This is a genomic window from Pseudomonas sp. GW821-FHT12A04 (genome assembly GCF_058807755.1).
In genome coordinates this window covers 203,344-219,384 of sequence record NZ_JBXAQZ010000004.1, presented here as the reverse complement: position 1 = coordinate 219,384, position 16,041 = coordinate 203,344, and the positions used below count along the sequence as shown (strand labels likewise).

Sequence of the window (16,041 nt, the reverse complement as noted above, 5' to 3'; positions counted from 1 at the left end):
TGATTGTTCGAGAATGGCTGGCCTCAGCTTTTTGCAAAACTTTTGCCATGGGAGCCACCTGACATGGACCGTCTGACACGCATATTGGCCGCACTGACCCGCTGGGGTCTGGGCCTGTGCGCGTTGGTTTTGGTGTTGATGGCGCTCTACGTCAGCCTTGGCCGGGAGCTGACGCCGCTAGTCGCCGAGTACCGCGCCGACATCGAAACCAAAGCCAGCGATGCCTTGGGCATGCCGTTTCAGATCGGCGAGCTCGAAGGCAACTGGAGTGGATTCGCCCCTATATTGATGGCCCGCGACGTGACGGTCGGCGACGGCGCAAATGCCTTGCACCTGGATCAGGTGCGCGCGGTGCCGGACCTTTGGGCCAGCCTGTTGGCTCGTCAGGTACGCATCGCTCATCTGGAGTTCAGCGGCCTCAAGATCAACCTCAGGCAAGGTGAGGGCGGTCAGTGGGCTCTGGAAGGTTTGCCGATGCGTCAGGACCAACCCACCGATCCGGAGCAACTGCTCAATCAGATGCAGATGATCCAGCAACTGTCGGTGCTCGACAGCCAGGTGACCTTGCAGCCGTTTGGCGAATCGCCGCTGACCTTGACTTATGTCGGCCTGAATCTGAAAACCGGGGCGTCACGGCAGCGGCTCGACGCACGGCTGACCCTGCCTGACGGGCAACCGGTGGCCATGAGCCTGCGTACCCGTATTCGAGCCAGCCAATGGAAGGACGGTGAAGCCGAGGTCTACCTGAGCCTGCCGCAAAGCGACTGGTCGAAGTGGTTGCCTGAACGTCTGACCCAACAGTGGAATTTTTCCGAGATCAAGGCCGGCGGCGAGCTGTGGGTGACCTGGGGCAAAGGCGCCTTGCAAAGCGCTGCGGTGCGCGTGAACGCGCCACAACTCAAGGGTGCCTACGCCGAGCGCAAGCCGATCCAGATCAATAACCTGGCGCTCAATGGTTACTTCCAGCGCAGTGCCAAAGGGGCGTCAGTGACTCTGGATTCCCTGGCGATGAACTTCGGCGAGACCCGCTGGGAAACGCATCTGCAGCTCACGCAAAACGCCGCCACCGATAAAACCGAAGAACTCTGGCACCTGCAAGCCGACCGGGTTGATCTCACGCCGCTGACCCCGCTGCTCAACGCACTGGCGCCGTTACCAGAGGGTTTTGCCACGGTCGTCGAGCGGCTCAAGGTCACGGGTGGCCTGCGTAACGTGCTGGTCGACTTCCGTCCCAATGCCACCGACGACAGCAAGTTCGGGTTTGCCGCCAACCTCGACCAGGTGGGCTTCGACGCCTATCACGGTGCGCCGGCGGCGCGAAATGTCAGCGGCAGCATCAGCGGTGACCTGGGGCACGGCGAACTGCGCATGGACAGCAAGGATTTCATGCTGCACCTGGATCCGATTTTCGCCAAGCCATGGCAGTACATTCAGGCCAATGCGCGGCTGACCTGGAAACTCGATAAAGAAGGTTTCACCCTGATCGCGCCGTATCTGAAAGTGCTGGGCGAGGAAGGCAAGATCGCCGGCGACTTCCTGATTCGCCTGTATTTCGATCACACCCGGGAAGACTACATGGACCTGCGGGTCGGCCTGGTGGACGGTGACGGTCGCTACACTGCCAAGTACTTGCCGACGGTCCTCAGTCCGGCGCTGGACGAATGGCTGCGCACGGCGATTCTCAAGGGCGCGGTGGATCAAGGCTTCTTCCAGTATCAAGGGTCGCTCAGCCCCGGTGCCGCGGATGTCGATCGCAGCATCAGCCTGTACTTCAAGGTTCACGATGCCGAACTGGCCTTCCAGCCGGGCTGGCCCCATGTCAGCAAGGTCAGCGGTGATGTGTTTGTCGAAGACAGCGGCGTGCGGATTCTGGCCAGCACGGGCCAGTTGCTCGACACCCAGGTCAACGATATCTACGTCGACATTCCCCATGTGCCGGCCGGGCAGAACGTTCATTTGTTCCTCGATGGCGGATTTGCCGGCGGTTTGGGCGATGGCCTGAAAATCCTCCAGGAAGCACCGATCGGCACCGCAGCAACCTTTGCCGGCTGGGAAGGCGAGGGTGACCTGCAAGGCAAGTTGAAGCTCGATATTCCCCTGGCAAAAGGCGAGGAGCCGAAGATCCTCGTCGATTTCAAGACCGCCAAGGCGCGCTTGAAACTGGCCGAACCTGCGCTGGAACTGACCCAACTCAAAGGTGATTTCCGTTTTGACAGCGGCAAAGGCCTGAGCGGGCAGAACATCAGCGCCCGGGCGTTCGACAAACCGGTCACCGCACAGATATTTGCCGATGGCAGCCCGGGCAAGCACAGTACCCGGGTGGCCGCGTCAGGGCAGGTCGAGGTCAAGAAACTGACCGACTGGCTGAAGGTCACCCAGCCTCTGCCGGTGAGCGGTGTGATCCCGTATCAACTGCAACTGACCCTGGACGGCGCCGACAGCCAGTTGATGGTCAATTCCAGCCTCAAGGGCGTGGCCGTCGACTTGCCTGCACCGTTCGGCATAACCTCCGAGGCCGGGCGCGACACCACGTTCCGCATGACCTTGCAGGGCGCCGAGCGGCGCTATTGGGTCAACTACGGGGACTTGGCGAGTTTCACGTTCGCGGCCCCGGCCAGTAGTTTCGCCGACGGTCGCGGGGAGTTGTTCCTCGGTGGCGGCGAGTCCGTCTTGCCTGGCACCAAAGGCCTGCGGATACGGGGCGTGCTGTCGGAGCTGGACGTTGGCCCGTGGAAGGATCTGGTGGACAGATACGCCGGACAAGACCCCGGCGGCAGCGCCAGGCAACTGCTCAGCGGCGCGGATTTCAAGGTGGGCAAGCTCAGCGGTATCGGCACCACCCTCGATCAGGCCTCGATCCAGCTGGCGCGCAAGCCTTCCGCCTGGGCGCTACAACTGGACAGCCAGCAGATCAATGGCAGCGCCAGCCTTCCCGATGCGAAAGCCACGCCGATCACGATCAATCTGCAAACTGTGCGCCTGCCCGCACCGGACCCGACCGTGCTGGCCGATGAAAACTCGCCGGATCCGCTGGCGTCGGTGGACCCGACAAAAATCCCCGCGATGGACATCACCATCAATCAGCTATTCCAGGGGCAGGATCTGGTGGGGGGCTGGTCGCTGAAAATTCGTCCGACGCCCAAGGGCATAGAGTTCAACTCCCTGGACCTGGGCCTCAAGGGCATGCTGTTGGTGGGCAGCGGTGGTTGGGAAGGCGTGCCTGGCGCCAGCAACAGCTGGTACAAGGGTCGTATCAGCGGCAAGAACCTCGCCGATGTGCTCAAGGGCTGGGGGTTTGCGCCGAGCGTCACCAGCCAGGACTTCTATATGGATGTCGATGGCCGCTGGCCCGGCTCACCGGCCTGGGTGGCGACCAAGCGTTTCTCCGGCACGCTTGATGCGACCCTTAATCAGGGTCAGTTCGTCGAGGTTGAGGGCAGTGCCCAGGCGCTGCGGGTATTTGGCTTGCTCAACTTCAACTCCATCGGCCGGCGCCTGCGCCTGGATTTCTCCGACCTGTTCGGCAAAGGCCTGAGTTATGACCGGGTCAAGGGGCTGCTGGTCGGGACCAATGGTGTGTATGTCACCCGTAAGCCGATCCAGCTGACGGGGCCGTCGAGCACCATTGAACTCGACGGCACCCTGAACATGGTGGCCGATCAGATCGATGCGAAACTGATGGTGACCTTGCCGGTGACCAATAACCTGCCGATTGCCGCATTGATCGTCGGTGCACCTGCGGTCGGCGGGGCGCTGTTCCTGATCGACAAGCTGATCGGAGACCGGGTCGCCCGTTTCGCCAGTGTGAAGTACACCGTCAAAGGGCCTTGGAAAGAACCGAAGATTGCCTTCGACAAGGCTTTTTGAAACGCCATCCTTCGGGCCTATGGAGTAGCATGGCCATTGCGGCTCGCCCCTTGTAGGAGCTCGCTCGCGATGGACGTGAACGATGACGCAGGCTGTCTGAAAAAACGCGTCGCATTCAAACTCATCGCGAGCAAGCTCGCTCCTACAAGGTCTGTGTTGGTTTCAATAAGGAAAAGGCCATGTCTCTAGCGGTGATTCAAATGGTCAGCCAGAGCGATGTGCTGGCCAATCTGGCCCAGGCCCGTCGGCTGCTCGAGCGAGCGGCCGCCGGTGGCGCGAAGCTCGCGGTATTGCCGGAAAACTTCGCCGCCATGGGCCGGCGCGACATTGCCGACATCGGGCGCGCCGAAGCACTGGGCGAAGGCCCGATTCTGCCCTGGTTGAAACAGACCGCACGCGACCTCAAGTTATGGATTGTGGCCGGCACGTTGCCGTTGCCGCCGGTGGATCAACCGGCGGCCAAGGTGCATGCCTGTTCGTTGCTGGTCGATGACCAGGGTGAAACGGTGGCGCGCTACGACAAGCTGCACCTGTTCGACGTCGACGTGGCCGACAATCGCGGCCGTTATCGTGAATCCGATGACTATGCTTATGGCAGTGGGGTCGTGGTGGCGGACACACCGGTTGGGCGGGTTGGCCTGACGGTCTGTTACGACTTGCGCTTCCCGGAGCTGTACAGCGAATTGCGCGCGGCCGGCGCGGAACTGATTACCGCCCCTTCGGCCTTCACGGCGGTGACCGGCGCGGCGCATTGGGATGTGCTGATTCGCGCACGGGCCATCGAGACACAATGTTATGTGCTCGCGGCTGCCCAGGGTGGGACGCATCCGGGGCCGCGGGAAACTTTCGGTCATGCTGCCATCATCGACCCGTGGGGGCGTGTGCTGGCACAACAGGATCAAGGCGAGGCCGTGCTGCTGGCCGAACGCGACAGCAGCGAACAGGCGTCCATCCGGGCGCGGATGCCGGTGTCCAGTCACCGGCGCTTTTTCTCGCAGGGCGCCCAGCGACCTGCATCAGAACGACGAATTTAAGGCGTAAAGCATATGAGCGAGTTGTTGTCCTCAGTCAGTGAACACCTGCTGGCGCCCGGTGGCGTCACGATCGAGAGCCTGCAAGGCGTGCTAGGCGACCTGGCCGGGCCGGGCATCGATGCGGCCGACCTGTATTTCCAGGGGCAGATCTCCGAGTCCTGGGCGCTGGAAGACGGCATCGTCAAGGAAGGCAGCTTCAACCTTGACCAAGGTGTGGGCGTGCGCGCGCAATCGGGTGAAAAAACCGGTTTTGCCTACAGCAATGCCATCACCCTGGAAGCCCTTGGCGCGGCGGCGCGGGCCGCCCGCTCGATTTCCCGCGCTGGCCAGAATGGCACCGTGCAGGCATTCACCAGCCAGGATGTCGCGCAGTTGTATGCGCCGGACAATCCCCTGGAAGTGCTGACCCGTGCCGAGAAAGTCGATTTGCTCAAGCGAATCGATGCCGCGACCCGCGCCCTCGACCCTCGCATCCAGCAAGTCACCGTGAGCATGGCCGGTGTCTGGGAACGGATTCTGGTGGCTTCCACCGACGGCGGTCTGGCGGCGGATGTACGGCCGCTGGTGCGTTTCAACGTCAGCGTGATTGTCGAGCAGAACGGTCGCCGCGAGCGCGGGGGGCATGGTGGTGGCGGTCGGACCGATTACCGTTATTTCCTCGGCGAAGACCGCGCCATGGGCTATGCCCGTGAAGCGTTGCGCCAGGCGCTGGTCAACCTCGAAGCCATTCCGGCACCGGCCGGTACCTTGCCGGTGGTGCTCGGTTCCGGCTGGTCGGGCGTATTGCTGCACGAAGCGGTCGGTCATGGTCTGGAAGGCGACTTCAACCGCAAGGGCAGTTCGGCCTACAGCGGTCGCATGGGCGAGATGGTTGCGTCGAAGCTGTGCACCATTGTCGATGACGGCACCCTGGCCGGTCGCCGTGGCTCGTTGAGTGTCGACGACGAAGGCACGCCGACCGAGTGCACCACGCTGATCGAAAACGGCGTACTCAAAGGCTACATGCAGGACAAGCTCAACGCCCGCCTGATGGGCGTGGCACGCACCGGTAACGGCCGTCGCGAATCCTACGCGCACCTGCCGATGCCGCGCATGACCAACACCTACATGCTCGCCGGCGAAAGCGACCCGGCGGAAATCATCGCTTCGGTGAAGCGCGGCATTTACTGCGCCAACCTGGGTGGCGGTCAGGTGGATATCACCAGCGGCAAGTTCGTGTTCTCCACCAGCGAGGCGTACCTGATCGAGGACGGCAAGATTACCGCTCCGGTCAAGGGCGCGACCCTGATCGGCAACGGGCCGGAAGCCATGAGCAAGGTGTCGATGGTCGGTAATGATCTGTCGCTGGACAGCGGCGTGGGTACGTGTGGCAAGGATGGGCAGTCGGTGCCGGTGGGTGTCGGCCAGCCAACGCTAAAGATTGATGCGATCACCGTGGGTGGCACGGGGTCGTAAGAAGTGAGGCTGCGGGTGAGCTGCGAGGCAGCTCACCCGCTTCGAGAATTAACGCAGACCGCGTTGAGTCTCGTCCAGCTCACGGATGTACTTGAAGATTTTACGGCTGGAAGCAGGAGGTTTGTTTTGCGCAACCTCATGCTGGGCCTGACGGATCAGGGATCGCAATTGCTGGCGGTCCGCGTCCGGGTAGTCGACGACGAATTTTTCCAGTACGGCATCGTCGCCGGCAATCAGACGATCGCGCCAGCGTTCCAGGTTATGGAAGCGTTCGTTGTATTGACGGGTGGAGGCATCGAGTTGATCGAGCAGAACCAGAATGGCGGCAGTGTCCTGATCGCGCATCAGTTTGCCGATGAACTGAAGGTGCCGTTTTCGCGCGATGTTCGCGGTGTGCTTGGGCGCATCGGCCAGAGCCCGACGCATTCCGTCGGTCAAGGGCAGTTTTGCCAGCAAGTCAGGCTTGAGTGTTGTAAGGCGCTCGCCAAGGTCAACCAGAGCATGCAGCTCGCGTTTGACCTGGGATTTGCTTTTTTCTCCCGTATCGAGGGAGTCGTCGTAAGAATCAACCATGGTGGCCGTCCGCAAAGAAACGCCGCCATGATAACCAGTCGGGGGCCGCTTGTCCGGCCCGGTCGCTCGATGACCGTTACCGAAAGCAGAATTTGAGTGGAGAACAGCATGAGTGCAGTTGAAAGCGTCGGCCCACAAGCGTTGCCGGCACTGCAGGAACAAGTCGAGCAGATCATCGCTGAAGCCAAGCGCCAGGGGGCCAGCGCCTGTGAAGTGGCGGTGTCGCTGGAGCAGGGGTTGTCGACTTCGGTGCGCCAGCGTGAAGTCGAAACCGTTGAGTTCAACCGCGACCAGGGGTTTGGCATCACCTTGTACGTGGGGCAGCGCAAAGGCTCGGCCAGCACCTCGGCCAGCGGTCCTGATGCGATTCGCGAAACCGTCGCCGCTGCACTGGCTATCGCCAAGCACACTTCAGAAGACGAAGCCTCGGGCCTTGCGGATGCCGCGCTGATGGCGCGCGATATTCCGGATTTCGACCTGTTCCACCAATGGGACATCACTCCGGAACAAGCCATCGAACAGGCCCTGGCCTGCGAAGCCGCGGCGTTTGCCGCCGACAGCCGGATCAAGAACGCCGACGGCACCACCCTCAGTACCCATCAGGGCTGCCGCGTTTATGGCAATAGCCACGGCTTTATCGGCGGTTACGCATCGACTCGGCACAGTCTGAGCTGCGTGATGATCGCCGAGGCCGATGGCCAGATGCAGCGCGATTACTGGTACGACGTGAACCGCCAGGGCAATCTGCTCGCCGACCCGGTGAGCATCGGTCAACGCGCTGCGCAACGGGCGGCAAGTCGTCTGGGCGCGCGTCCGGTGCCGACTTGCGAGGTGCCGGTGCTGTTTTCCGCAGAGTTGGCTGGGGGGCTGTTCGGCAGTTTCCTGTCGGCGATTTCCGGCGGCAGCCTGTATCGCAAGTCGTCCTTCCTTGAGGGTACCCTCGGGCAGAAGCTGTTTCCGGAGTGGCTGACCATCGACGAACGTCCGCATCTGATGCGTGCCATGGGCAGTGCAGCGTTCGACGGTGATGGTTTGGCAACCTACGCCAAACCGTTTGTCGAAAAGGGCGAGTTGGTGTCTTACATCCTCGGCACCTATTCCGGCCGCAAGCTTGGCATGCCGAGCACGGCCAACGCCGGTGGCGTGCACAACCTGTTCGTCACCCATGGCGACGAAGACCAGGCGGCGTTGCTGCGGCGCATGGGGCGTGGCTTGCTGGTGACTGAATTGATGGGGCAGGGCCTCAACATGGTCACCGGCGATTACTCCCGTGGTGCAGCGGGTTATTGGGTCGAGAACGGTGAAATCCAGTTCGCGGTCCAGGAAGTGACCATCGCCGGCAACATGCGCGACATGTTCAAGCAGATCGTTGCCGTGGGTAATGACCTGGAACTGCGCAGTAACATTCGCACCGGCTCGGTGCTGATCGAGCGGATGACGGTGGCAGGCAGCTAAGCCTCGGCCGCTTCACCAAAAGGCGCGCCACCCATTGGGTGGCGCGCCTTTTTTGTTGGCTACAACTCAGATCCCCTGTGGGAGCGAGCTTGCTCGCGATAGCAGCGTGTCAGACGAAATCAATGTTGAAAGTGATGACGCCTTCGCGAGCAGGCTCGCTCCCACAATGGATCTGCTGTGTCGGCACGGACTTGTTTTGGTTCTCATTATCATATAATAATAAATCTCATTATCGAATGAGCCCCGGATCATGAGTTCTGCCTTGCAAGAGCAGCCTTATCTCGAAAGCTGGCGCTGGATGAGTCGCCAGATCCGTTGCGCGATGAACCCCGACGAGCCTCGCCTGATCGACCACTACCTGGCCGAAGGCCGGTACCTGGCGTGTTGCACGGCCACCTCGCCGTGGACCGTCGCCGAAACTTCCTTCCGATTGTTGCTCGATACCGCCGCCGATGTCGCGCTGCCGTGGCACTGGCGCACTTACTGTCTCGACCAGGCCTGGCGCCCGCTGCGCGAACTGGAACGCCTCTCGTTGTGCAAATGCCGCCTCAAGCGCTGGCAGAGCTACACCTGGCAACTCGCTACCTGTGAGTTGCAGCCCTCGATTCCTCTCATAGAACTGATGCAAGGATCTCCCGATGAGTAATACCCGTATCGAACGCGACAGTATGGGCGAGCTTCAGGTCCCGGAAGACGCCCTCTACGGCGCACAGACCCAGCGTGCGGTGGATAACTTCCCGATCAGCGGCAAACCGATGCCGGTTCAGTTCATCCGCGCCTTGATCCTGGCCAAGGCAGCGGCCGCCCGCACCAACGTCGAGCTCAAGCAGATCGGCGAAGCCCAGGGCAAAGCCATCGTCGACGCAGCCCAGGGCTTGCTCGAAGGTGATTTCATGCAGCACTTCCCGGTGGATGTGTTCCAGACCGGTTCCGGCACCAGCTCGAACATGAACGCCAACGAAGTGATCGCCACGCTGGCCAGCCGCTTGCTGGGCGAGGCGGTGAACCCCAACGATCACGTCAACTGCGGGCAGAGCAGCAACGACATCATCCCGACCACCATTCACGTCAGCGCAGCACTGGCGCTCCATGAACAACTGCTGCCGGCGCTGACGCATCTGGTGCAGGTCATCGAGCGCAAGGCCGAGCAGGTTCATCACCACGTCAAAACCGGGCGTACGCACCTGATGGACGCCATGCCGGTGCGCATGAGCCAGGTGCTCAACGGTTGGGCGCAGCAGCTCAAGGCCAACATCGGCCATCTGCAGGACTTGCAGCCAAGCCTGCAATCCCTGGCTCAAGGCGGCACGGCGGTGGGCACGGGTGTCAACGCCCACCCCGAGTTCGCGGCGCGTTTCAGTCAGCAGCTAAGCAAATTGACCCGGGTTGAGTTCCAGCCAGGCAAGGACCTGTTCGCGCTGATCGGCTCCCAGGACACTGCCGTTGCCGTCTCCGGACAGCTAAAGGCCACTGCCGTGTCGCTGATGAAAATCGCCAACGATCTGCGCTGGATGAACTCCGGCCCGCTGGCCGGCCTTGGCGAGATCGAACTGCAAGCCTTGCAGCCGGGTTCTTCGATCATGCCGGGCAAGGTCAACCCGGTCATTCCAGAGGCCACCGCGATGGTCGCGGCTCAGGTCATCGGCAACGACAGTGTTATCACCATCGCCGGTCAGTCGGGCAATTTCGAACTGAACGTGATGCTGCCGATCATCGCCCAGAACCTGCTGAGCAGTATCGAGTTGCTGGCCAATTCCAGCCGTCTGCTGGCAGACAAGGCCATCGCCAGCTTCAAGGTCAACGAAGGCCGGATCAAGGAAGCACTGTCACGCAACCCGATTCTGGTCACCGCGCTCAACCCGATCATCGGTTACCAGAAAGCTGCCGAGATTGCCAAGAAGGCCTATCAGCAAGGTCGGCCGGTGATTGACGTCGCGCTGGAACACACCGACCTGTCGCGCAGCCAGCTGGAAGAATTGCTCAACCCGGAAAAACTCACAGCGGGCGGCGTCTAAGCCCCGTTACCGCTTTGGAGGCGCACCATGGAGCACTGGAAACGCACGATCGAAAGAGCCAATCGCTTTTTCATGCTGGGTGAACTGGTCGATGCCCGCGAGGCGTACCTGCAGGCATTGGCTCTGGCCCAGGTGTTGTTCGAGCGCTGGGCGGATGCCGACGAAGCGGTAGCGGCCTGCGTGATTTCCCATCACAACCTGGCGGACCTGCACTTGCGTCTGAATCAGCCGGAGGAGAGCGCCGAATACTTGTGTGCCATCCACCAACGGCTGCTGCAGACCATGCAGGACCCGCGGCTACCTCAAACATTGCGAGAAGCCGCGTTGCGCCAGAGCAGCAAGACCTACGTCGAGCTGCTGAATTTCATCAGTGAGCACGGCGAGTATCCGCGTACCCATCGGCTGCTGCACATCGATGTCGCTTCGCCTGCGCCTCATCATCATGGAGTCCATTGAACATGGCTTTTACCTTGCCTGCCTTGCCGTACGCCTACGACGCCCTGGAGCCGCACATCGATGCGCAGACCATGGAGATCCACTACACCAAGCATCACCAGACCTACATCAATAACCTGAACGCGGCTGTTGAAGGCACCGAGTATGCCGAGTGGCCCGTGGAGAAGCTGGTGTCCGCCGTTAAGCAACTGCCGGAAAAACTACGGACGGCGGTGATCAACCAAGGTGGCGGCCACGCCAATCATTCGTTGTTCTGGGAAGTCATGGCGCCCGACGGTGGTGGCGAGCCCGAAGGCGTGCTGGCCAAGGCCATCGATGAACAACTGGGCGGTCTCGACAGCTTCAAGGAAGCCTTTACCAAGGCCGCGTTGACCCGCTTCGGCAGCGGCTGGGCCTGGCTGAGCGTGACCCCGCAAAAGACCTTGGTAGTGGAAAGCAGCGGTAACCAGGACAGCCCGTTGATGAGCGGCAATACCCCGATTCTGGGTCTCGACGTCTGGGAGCACGCCTATTACCTGCGTTATCAGAACCGTCGTCCGGAATACATCAGCGCGTTCTACCGCGTGATCAATTGGCCGCAAGTCGCTGCGCGCTATCAGGCCGCACTGGTTTAAGTCTTCCATAAAAACAATCCAAGGCTGGACTATGGGCACTGAAACACTGGCGATCGGAAATGGACGGATGTTTCGTTACGCGTTTGGATCGCTGTTACTGCTGGCGGGAATGAGCCTTTTGGTTGCCCATGGGCTGGCATGGCTCGACCTTGAGCCGAAGTTGCTGCGCGCACTGCAGGGCGGTGCGATCTGCGCCTTGGGTACCGCGCTGGGCGCGGTGCCGGTGTTGGTGATTCGGCGGATGCCGCAGATGCTCAGCGACACTTTGCTTGGCTTTGGCGCTGGCGTGATGCTGGCTGCGACGGCATTTTCGCTGATCGTTCCGGGCATCTCTGCCGCCGAAGGGCTTGGACTGTCACCTTGGGCGTCCAGTGGGCTGATCAGCTTCGGCATTATGCTCGGCGCCTTCCTGTTGTTCCTGGTGGATCGGAAGGTCTCTGGCGCCAGCCCGGACATGCTGGTCGGTACGCTGGAACGACCGGTCATTGCTCCGCGGATCTGGCTGTTCGTATTTGCCATCATCGCCCACAACATCCCGGAAGGCATGGCGGTAGGTGTTTCGGCCGGTGGCGCAATGCCTGACGCCGACAGCCTGGCCATGGGCATTGCCTTGCAGGATGTACCGGAAGGGTTGGTCATCGCTTTGGTGCTGGCCGGGGCAGGGATGTCCCGGGGCAAGGCGTTCCTGATCGGTGCGGCGTCAGGTTTGGTAGAACCGGTGTTCGCACTGCTATGCGCGTGGCTGGTGAGCCTGGCTGAACTGCTGCTGCCTTTGGGATTGGCGCTGGCGGCGGGGGCGATGCTGCTGGTGGTGACCCACGAAGTCATTCCCGAGTCGCGCCGCAATGGTCATGACAAGCTTGCCAGCCTCGGGCTGCTGATGGGGTTTTGTTTGATGATGGTGATGGATACAGCCCTCGCTTGATTTGTGGTGAGGGGCTTTTGTGGTTGTATTACTCGCCTTCGTCGAAGAAGTTGTTGATCAACGCCACCAGAGCATCCAGCGCTTCCTGTTCCTGCTCGCCTTCTGTACTCAAGTGGATCGTGGTGCCTTTGCCGGCGGCCAGCATCATCATCGCCATGATGCTTTTGCCATCGACCATGGACTGTGGTGTACGTCCGGCCCTGATCTGGCACGGGAACTGACCTGCTACCCCAACGAATTTTGCAGAAGCGCGAGCGTGCAGACCCAGTTTATTGATGATTTCGATTTCCAGAGCAGGCATCGCGATGTGAATCCTTTAGCTGAGGTCGCGGTGGCGGACCTGGACGTTCTTCAGGGATTGTTGCAGCGTTTGCCCCAGACGCTCGGTCAGGTAGACGGAACGGTGATGTCCGCCAGTGCAGCCAATGGCAATGGTGACGTAGGCGCGGTTGCTGGCGGCAAAGCGAGGCAGCCACTTTAGCAGGTATGTGGAAATGTCCTGGAACATCTCTTCGACATCCGGCTGAGCCGCCAGGTATTCGGCAACCGGTTGATCGAGCCCGGACTGTTCGCGCAACTCCGGTTTCCAGTAAGGGTTGGGCAGGCAGCGCACATCGAACACCAGGTCGGCGTCCACCGGCATGCCGCGCTTGAAGCCGAAGGATTCCACCAGGAACGCAGTCCCCGGCTCCGGCTGATTCAACAGACGCAGTTTGATGGCATCGCGCAGTTGATACAGGTTCAGGCTGGTAGTGTTGATCTTGAGATCGGCGAGGTCGGCAATCGGCCCGAGCAGGACGCTCTCGACGCTGATGGCTTCGGCCAGCGAGCGGTTGGCGTTGGTCAGGGGGTGACGTCGGCGGGTTTCCGAGAAACGCTTGAGCAGGGTTTCTTCGTCGGCGTCCAGGTACAGCACATCGCACTGGATGTGGCGGGCACGGACTTCCTCGAGCAGGTCGGGGAAGCGTGACAGGTGGCTGGGCAGGTTGCGCGCGTCAATGGAAACGGCGACCAGCGGCTGCAACATCTCGGTATGAACCAGGGCGCGTTCGGCCAGCTCCGGCAGCAGACCGGCTGGCAGGTTGTCGATGCAGTAGTAGCCGCTGTCCTCAAGAACGTCGAGGGCGGTACTTTTACCTGAGCCGGAACGGCCACTGACGATGATCAAGCGCATGATTACTGACCGTTTTGCTCGTCAAGGACAACCTGATACAGGGCTTCGTTGCTTGTAGCACTACGCAGCTTTTCGCGAACTTCCTTGCGGTCGAGCATGCTGGCGATCTGTCGCAGCAGCTCAAGGTGCGCATCGGTGGCGGCTTCCGGGACCAACAGCACGAACAGCAGGTCAACCGGCGCGCCGTCGATGGCGTCGAAATCGATAGGGGCGTCCAGGTGCATCAATGCACTGATGGGCGAAACACAGCCCTTGAGACGGCAATGTGGAATAGCGATGCCATTGCCAAACCCGGTGGAGCCGAGTTTTTCACGGGCGATCAGCGCCTCGAAGACATCTTGCATCTCCAGGGCCGGCACTTCGCGGGCGATAAGATTGGCAATTTGTTCGAGGGCTTTCTTTTTACTGCCTCCCGGCACGTTCACCAGGGAACGGCCGGGGGTCAGGATACTTTCAAGTCGGATCATGGGTTGGGAGTGTTAACGACCGGTTGCGCCCTGGAGGAGGCTCTGGGTCTTTTCCTTATGCTTTTTGAGTTGTTTATCCAGCTTGTCGGTGAGTGCGTCGATCGCGGCATACATATCGGTATGTTCCGCGTTGGCGACCACTTCATTCCCGGGAATATGCAGCGTGGCTTCGATTTTCTGCTTCAGTTTTTCGACGGTCATCGTGACCTGCACATTAGTGATCTTGTCGAAATGTCGCTCCAATCGTTCGAGTTTTTCGCCGATGTAGGTGCGAAGAGGTTCGGTCACTTCCAGTTGGTGTCCACTGATGTTGACTTGCATACAGCTTCTCCTTCGTTGCCAGTGCATAAAGCGGCAGATCAGATGATCTACCACTGGAACGCTGTGGCGTGGCCCTACATCAACCGCTTGCGTTCGCTCGAAGGCGCGATCCCGAGGGATTCGCGGTACTTGGCGACGGTGCGGCGAGCCACCTGAATGCCTTGTGCCTCCAGTAAACCAGCGATCTTGCTGTCACTCAACGGCTTTTTCTGATTTTCCGCTGCAACCAGTTTTTTGATGATCGCCCGGATCGCCGTGGACGAGCATTCGCCGCCTTCGGAGGTGCTTACGTGACTGGAAAAAAAGTACTTCAGTTCATAAATGCCCCGGGGGGTGTGCATGAACTTCTGGGTGGTCACCCGTGAAATCGTCGATTCATGCATGCCGACCGCTTCGGCGATGTCATGCAGGACCAGCGGCTTCATGGCTTCGTCGCCGTACTCCAGAAAGCCGCGCTGATGCTCGACGATCTGGGTGGCAACCTTCATCAGGGTTTCATTGCGGCTTTGCAGGCTCTTGATGAACCAGCGGGCCTCCTGCAACTGATTGCGCATGAAGGTATTGTCGGCGCTGGTGTCGGCGCGGCGCACGAAACCGGCGTACTGGGCATTGACCCGCAGCCGTGGCACCGACTCCTGATTGAGCTCCACCAGCCAGCGCTCGTTGTCCTTGCGCACGATGACGTCAGGAACGACGTACTCGGCTTCGGTGGACTCGATCTGCGAGCCCGGGCGCGGGTTGAGGCTCTGGACCAGCTCGATGACCTGGCGCAGCTCATCTTCCTTGAGCTTCATGCGACGCATCAACTGGCTGTAGTCGCGGCTGCCAAGCAGGTCGATGTAATCGGTGACCAGGCGCTTGGCCTCGGCCAGCCAAGGGGTCTTGGCAGGCAGCTGGCGCAATTGCAGCAGCAGGCATTCGCCCAGGTTGCGGGCGCCGATGCCGGCGGGCTCGAATTGCTGGATGCGGTGCAGGACGGCTTCGATTTCGTCCAGTTCGATGTCCAGTTCCGGGTCGAACGCTTCGAGGATTTCCTCGAGGGTTTCGTCCAGGTAGCCCTGATTGTTGATGCAGTCGATCAGGGTCACGGCGATCAGGCGATCGGTGTCGGACATCGGGGCCAGGTTCAGTTGCCACAGCAAGTGGCTCTGCAGGCTTTCGCCGGCCGAGGTGCGGGTGGTGAAGTCCCACTCGTCATCATCATTGCTGGGCAGGCTGCTGGCGCTGGTCTGGTAAACGTCTTCCCACGCGGTGTCGACGGGGAGTTCGTTGGGGATACGCTCGTTCCAGTCACCCTCATCGAGGTTATCAACCGTCGGGGCGCTTTCCTGGTAGGAGGGCTCCTGGATGTCGGTGTTGGGCTTTTGTTCGGCGTTGTCGGCCAGGGGGTCGGAATTGTCGAAGTCGTCGCCTTCTTCCTGGCGTTCGAGCATCGGATTGGACTCCAGGGCCTCCTGGATTTCCTGTTGCAGGTCCAGGGTTGACAATTGGAGCAGGCGGATGGCCTGTTGCAGCTGCGGTGTCATCGTCAGCTGCTGGCCCATTCTCAAGACTAGCGATGGTTTCATGGCAGGGGCTTAACACCTTATTCGCCGGCGCACATGCGCCATCCACTACAGGGCGCCGGGGCGCCAAACTTAAGCAAATTATATGCCTGAAACTAAAGGGTTTGCCTAGAGCGCTGT

At 60.8% G+C, this 16,041-nt stretch carries 15 protein-coding genes; 9 read left to right on the top strand and 6 right to left on the bottom strand.

Going from position 1 to position 16,041, the window contains the following annotated elements:
* The first annotated feature begins 63 nt into the window (after positions 1-63).
* The 3 genes from AC1RS8_RS08675 (at position 64) to tldD (ending at position 6,356) form a co-directional block, all read left to right on the top strand.
* Positions 64-3,867, top strand: a complete 3,804-nt coding sequence (locus AC1RS8_RS08675) for a YhdP family protein (protein ID WP_489339747.1) — start codon at positions 64-66, stop codon at positions 3,865-3,867.
* Positions 3,868-4,046: 179 nt separating this feature from the next.
* Positions 4,047-4,901 carry a carbon-nitrogen hydrolase family protein gene (locus AC1RS8_RS08670; RefSeq protein ID WP_057716429.1) on the top strand — a complete coding sequence of 285 codons (855 nt, stop codon included), beginning with the start codon at positions 4,047-4,049 and terminating at the stop codon, positions 4,899-4,901.
* A gap of 12 nt (positions 4,902-4,913) precedes the next feature.
* Positions 4,914-6,356, top strand: a complete 1,443-nt coding sequence (tldD, locus tag AC1RS8_RS08665) for a metalloprotease TldD (RefSeq protein ID WP_057716428.1) — start codon at positions 4,914-4,916, stop codon at positions 6,354-6,356.
* A gap of 48 nt (positions 6,357-6,404) precedes the next feature.
* Here tldD and yjgA read toward each other — a convergent pair whose 3' ends face one another.
* Entirely contained in the window at positions 6,405-6,929 is a 525-nt protein-coding gene (gene yjgA / locus AC1RS8_RS08660; protein ID WP_056728351.1) for a ribosome biogenesis factor YjgA, read from the bottom strand.
* 108 nt (positions 6,930-7,037) lie between these two features.
* Between yjgA and pmbA the strand changes: the two genes are divergently transcribed.
* The 6 genes from pmbA to AC1RS8_RS08630 all read left to right on the top strand — a co-directional run bounded on the left by pmbA (position 7,038) and on the right by AC1RS8_RS08630 (position 12,394).
* On the top strand, positions 7,038-8,384 hold the full coding sequence (gene pmbA, locus AC1RS8_RS08655; RefSeq protein WP_057716426.1) for a metalloprotease PmbA: 1,347 nt from the start codon (positions 7,038-7,040) through the stop codon (positions 8,382-8,384).
* 250 nt (positions 8,385-8,634) lie between these two features.
* Positions 8,635-9,030, top strand: a complete 396-nt coding sequence (locus tag AC1RS8_RS08650) for a FagA protein (protein WP_489339748.1) — start codon at positions 8,635-8,637, stop codon at positions 9,028-9,030.
* The gene (locus AC1RS8_RS08645) at positions 9,023-10,399 is read left to right on the top strand and encodes a class II fumarate hydratase (RefSeq protein WP_489339749.1); all 1,377 of its coding nucleotides are present in this window, start codon (positions 9,023-9,025) and stop codon (positions 10,397-10,399) included. Before AC1RS8_RS08650 ends, AC1RS8_RS08645 begins: the two co-directional genes overlap by 8 nt.
* 27 nt (positions 10,400-10,426) lie before the next feature.
* A complete protein-coding gene (locus AC1RS8_RS08640; RefSeq protein WP_154861584.1) occupies positions 10,427-10,855 on the top strand; it encodes a DUF2753 family protein in 429 nt (142 codons plus the stop codon).
* 2 nt (positions 10,856-10,857) lie between these two features.
* Positions 10,858-11,469 carry a superoxide dismutase gene (locus tag AC1RS8_RS08635; protein ID WP_489339750.1) on the top strand — a complete coding sequence of 204 codons (612 nt, stop codon included), beginning with the start codon at positions 10,858-10,860 and terminating at the stop codon, positions 11,467-11,469.
* A gap of 31 nt (positions 11,470-11,500) precedes the next feature.
* Entirely contained in the window at positions 11,501-12,394 is an 894-nt protein-coding gene (locus AC1RS8_RS08630) for a ZIP family metal transporter (protein ID WP_218494924.1), read from the top strand.
* A 28-nt stretch (positions 12,395-12,422) separates the two neighbouring features.
* On the opposite strand, the gene AC1RS8_RS08625 is transcribed toward AC1RS8_RS08630, so the two are convergent.
* From AC1RS8_RS08625 to AC1RS8_RS08605, 5 genes are all read right to left on the bottom strand, one after another.
* Complete coding sequence (locus tag AC1RS8_RS08625; protein WP_057716420.1) at positions 12,423-12,695, bottom strand: HPr family phosphocarrier protein; 273 nt, start codon at positions 12,693-12,695, stop codon at positions 12,423-12,425.
* Between the two features lie 15 nt (positions 12,696-12,710).
* The gene (rapZ, locus tag AC1RS8_RS08620; RefSeq protein WP_057716419.1) at positions 12,711-13,568 is read right to left on the bottom strand and encodes an RNase adapter RapZ; all 858 of its coding nucleotides are present in this window, start codon (positions 13,566-13,568) and stop codon (positions 12,711-12,713) included.
* Between the two features lie 2 nt (positions 13,569-13,570).
* Positions 13,571-14,035, bottom strand: a complete 465-nt coding sequence (gene ptsN, locus AC1RS8_RS08615) for a PTS IIA-like nitrogen regulatory protein PtsN (RefSeq protein ID WP_110659033.1) — start codon at positions 14,033-14,035, stop codon at positions 13,571-13,573.
* A gap of 12 nt (positions 14,036-14,047) precedes the next feature.
* Positions 14,048-14,356: a ribosome hibernation-promoting factor, HPF/YfiA family gene (gene hpf, locus AC1RS8_RS08610; RefSeq protein ID WP_007941242.1), complete on the bottom strand. Its 309-nt coding sequence runs from the start codon at positions 14,354-14,356 to the stop codon at positions 14,048-14,050.
* Between the two features lie 74 nt (positions 14,357-14,430).
* A complete protein-coding gene (locus AC1RS8_RS08605) occupies positions 14,431-15,924 on the bottom strand; it encodes an RNA polymerase factor sigma-54 (protein ID WP_015093497.1) in 1,494 nt (497 codons plus the stop codon).
* Positions 15,925-16,041: the final 117 nt, after the last annotated feature.

Excerpts from the sequence above, each read along its gene's own strand:
- AC1RS8_RS08675 (WP_489339747.1), top strand. The coding sequence starts at position 64 with ATGGACCGTCTGACACGCATATTGGCCGCACTGACCCGCTGGGGTCTG.
- AC1RS8_RS08670 (WP_057716429.1), top strand. The coding sequence starts at position 4,047 with ATGTCTCTAGCGGTGATTCAAATGGTCAGCCAGAGCGATGTGCTGGCC.
- tldD (WP_057716428.1), top strand. The coding sequence starts at position 4,914 with ATGAGCGAGTTGTTGTCCTCAGTCAGTGAACACCTGCTGGCGCCCGGT.
- yjgA (WP_056728351.1), bottom strand. The coding sequence starts at position 6,929 with ATGGTTGATTCTTACGACGACTCCCTCGATACGGGAGAAAAAAGCAAA.
- pmbA (WP_057716426.1), top strand. The coding sequence starts at position 7,038 with ATGAGTGCAGTTGAAAGCGTCGGCCCACAAGCGTTGCCGGCACTGCAG.
- AC1RS8_RS08650 (WP_489339748.1), top strand. The coding sequence starts at position 8,635 with ATGAGTTCTGCCTTGCAAGAGCAGCCTTATCTCGAAAGCTGGCGCTGG.
- AC1RS8_RS08645 (WP_489339749.1), top strand. The coding sequence starts at position 9,023 with ATGAGTAATACCCGTATCGAACGCGACAGTATGGGCGAGCTTCAGGTC.
- AC1RS8_RS08640 (WP_154861584.1), top strand. The coding sequence starts at position 10,427 with ATGGAGCACTGGAAACGCACGATCGAAAGAGCCAATCGCTTTTTCATG.
- AC1RS8_RS08635 (WP_489339750.1), top strand. The coding sequence starts at position 10,858 with ATGGCTTTTACCTTGCCTGCCTTGCCGTACGCCTACGACGCCCTGGAG.
- AC1RS8_RS08630 (WP_218494924.1), top strand. The coding sequence starts at position 11,501 with ATGGGCACTGAAACACTGGCGATCGGAAATGGACGGATGTTTCGTTAC.
- AC1RS8_RS08625 (WP_057716420.1), bottom strand. The coding sequence starts at position 12,695 with ATGCCTGCTCTGGAAATCGAAATCATCAATAAACTGGGTCTGCACGCT.
- rapZ (WP_057716419.1), bottom strand. The coding sequence starts at position 13,568 with ATGCGCTTGATCATCGTCAGTGGCCGTTCCGGCTCAGGTAAAAGTACC.
- ptsN (WP_110659033.1), bottom strand. The coding sequence starts at position 14,035 with ATGATCCGACTTGAAAGTATCCTGACCCCCGGCCGTTCCCTGGTGAAC.
- hpf (WP_007941242.1), bottom strand. The coding sequence starts at position 14,356 with ATGCAAGTCAACATCAGTGGACACCAACTGGAAGTGACCGAACCTCTT.
- AC1RS8_RS08605 (WP_015093497.1), bottom strand. The coding sequence starts at position 15,924 with ATGAAACCATCGCTAGTCTTGAGAATGGGCCAGCAGCTGACGATGACA.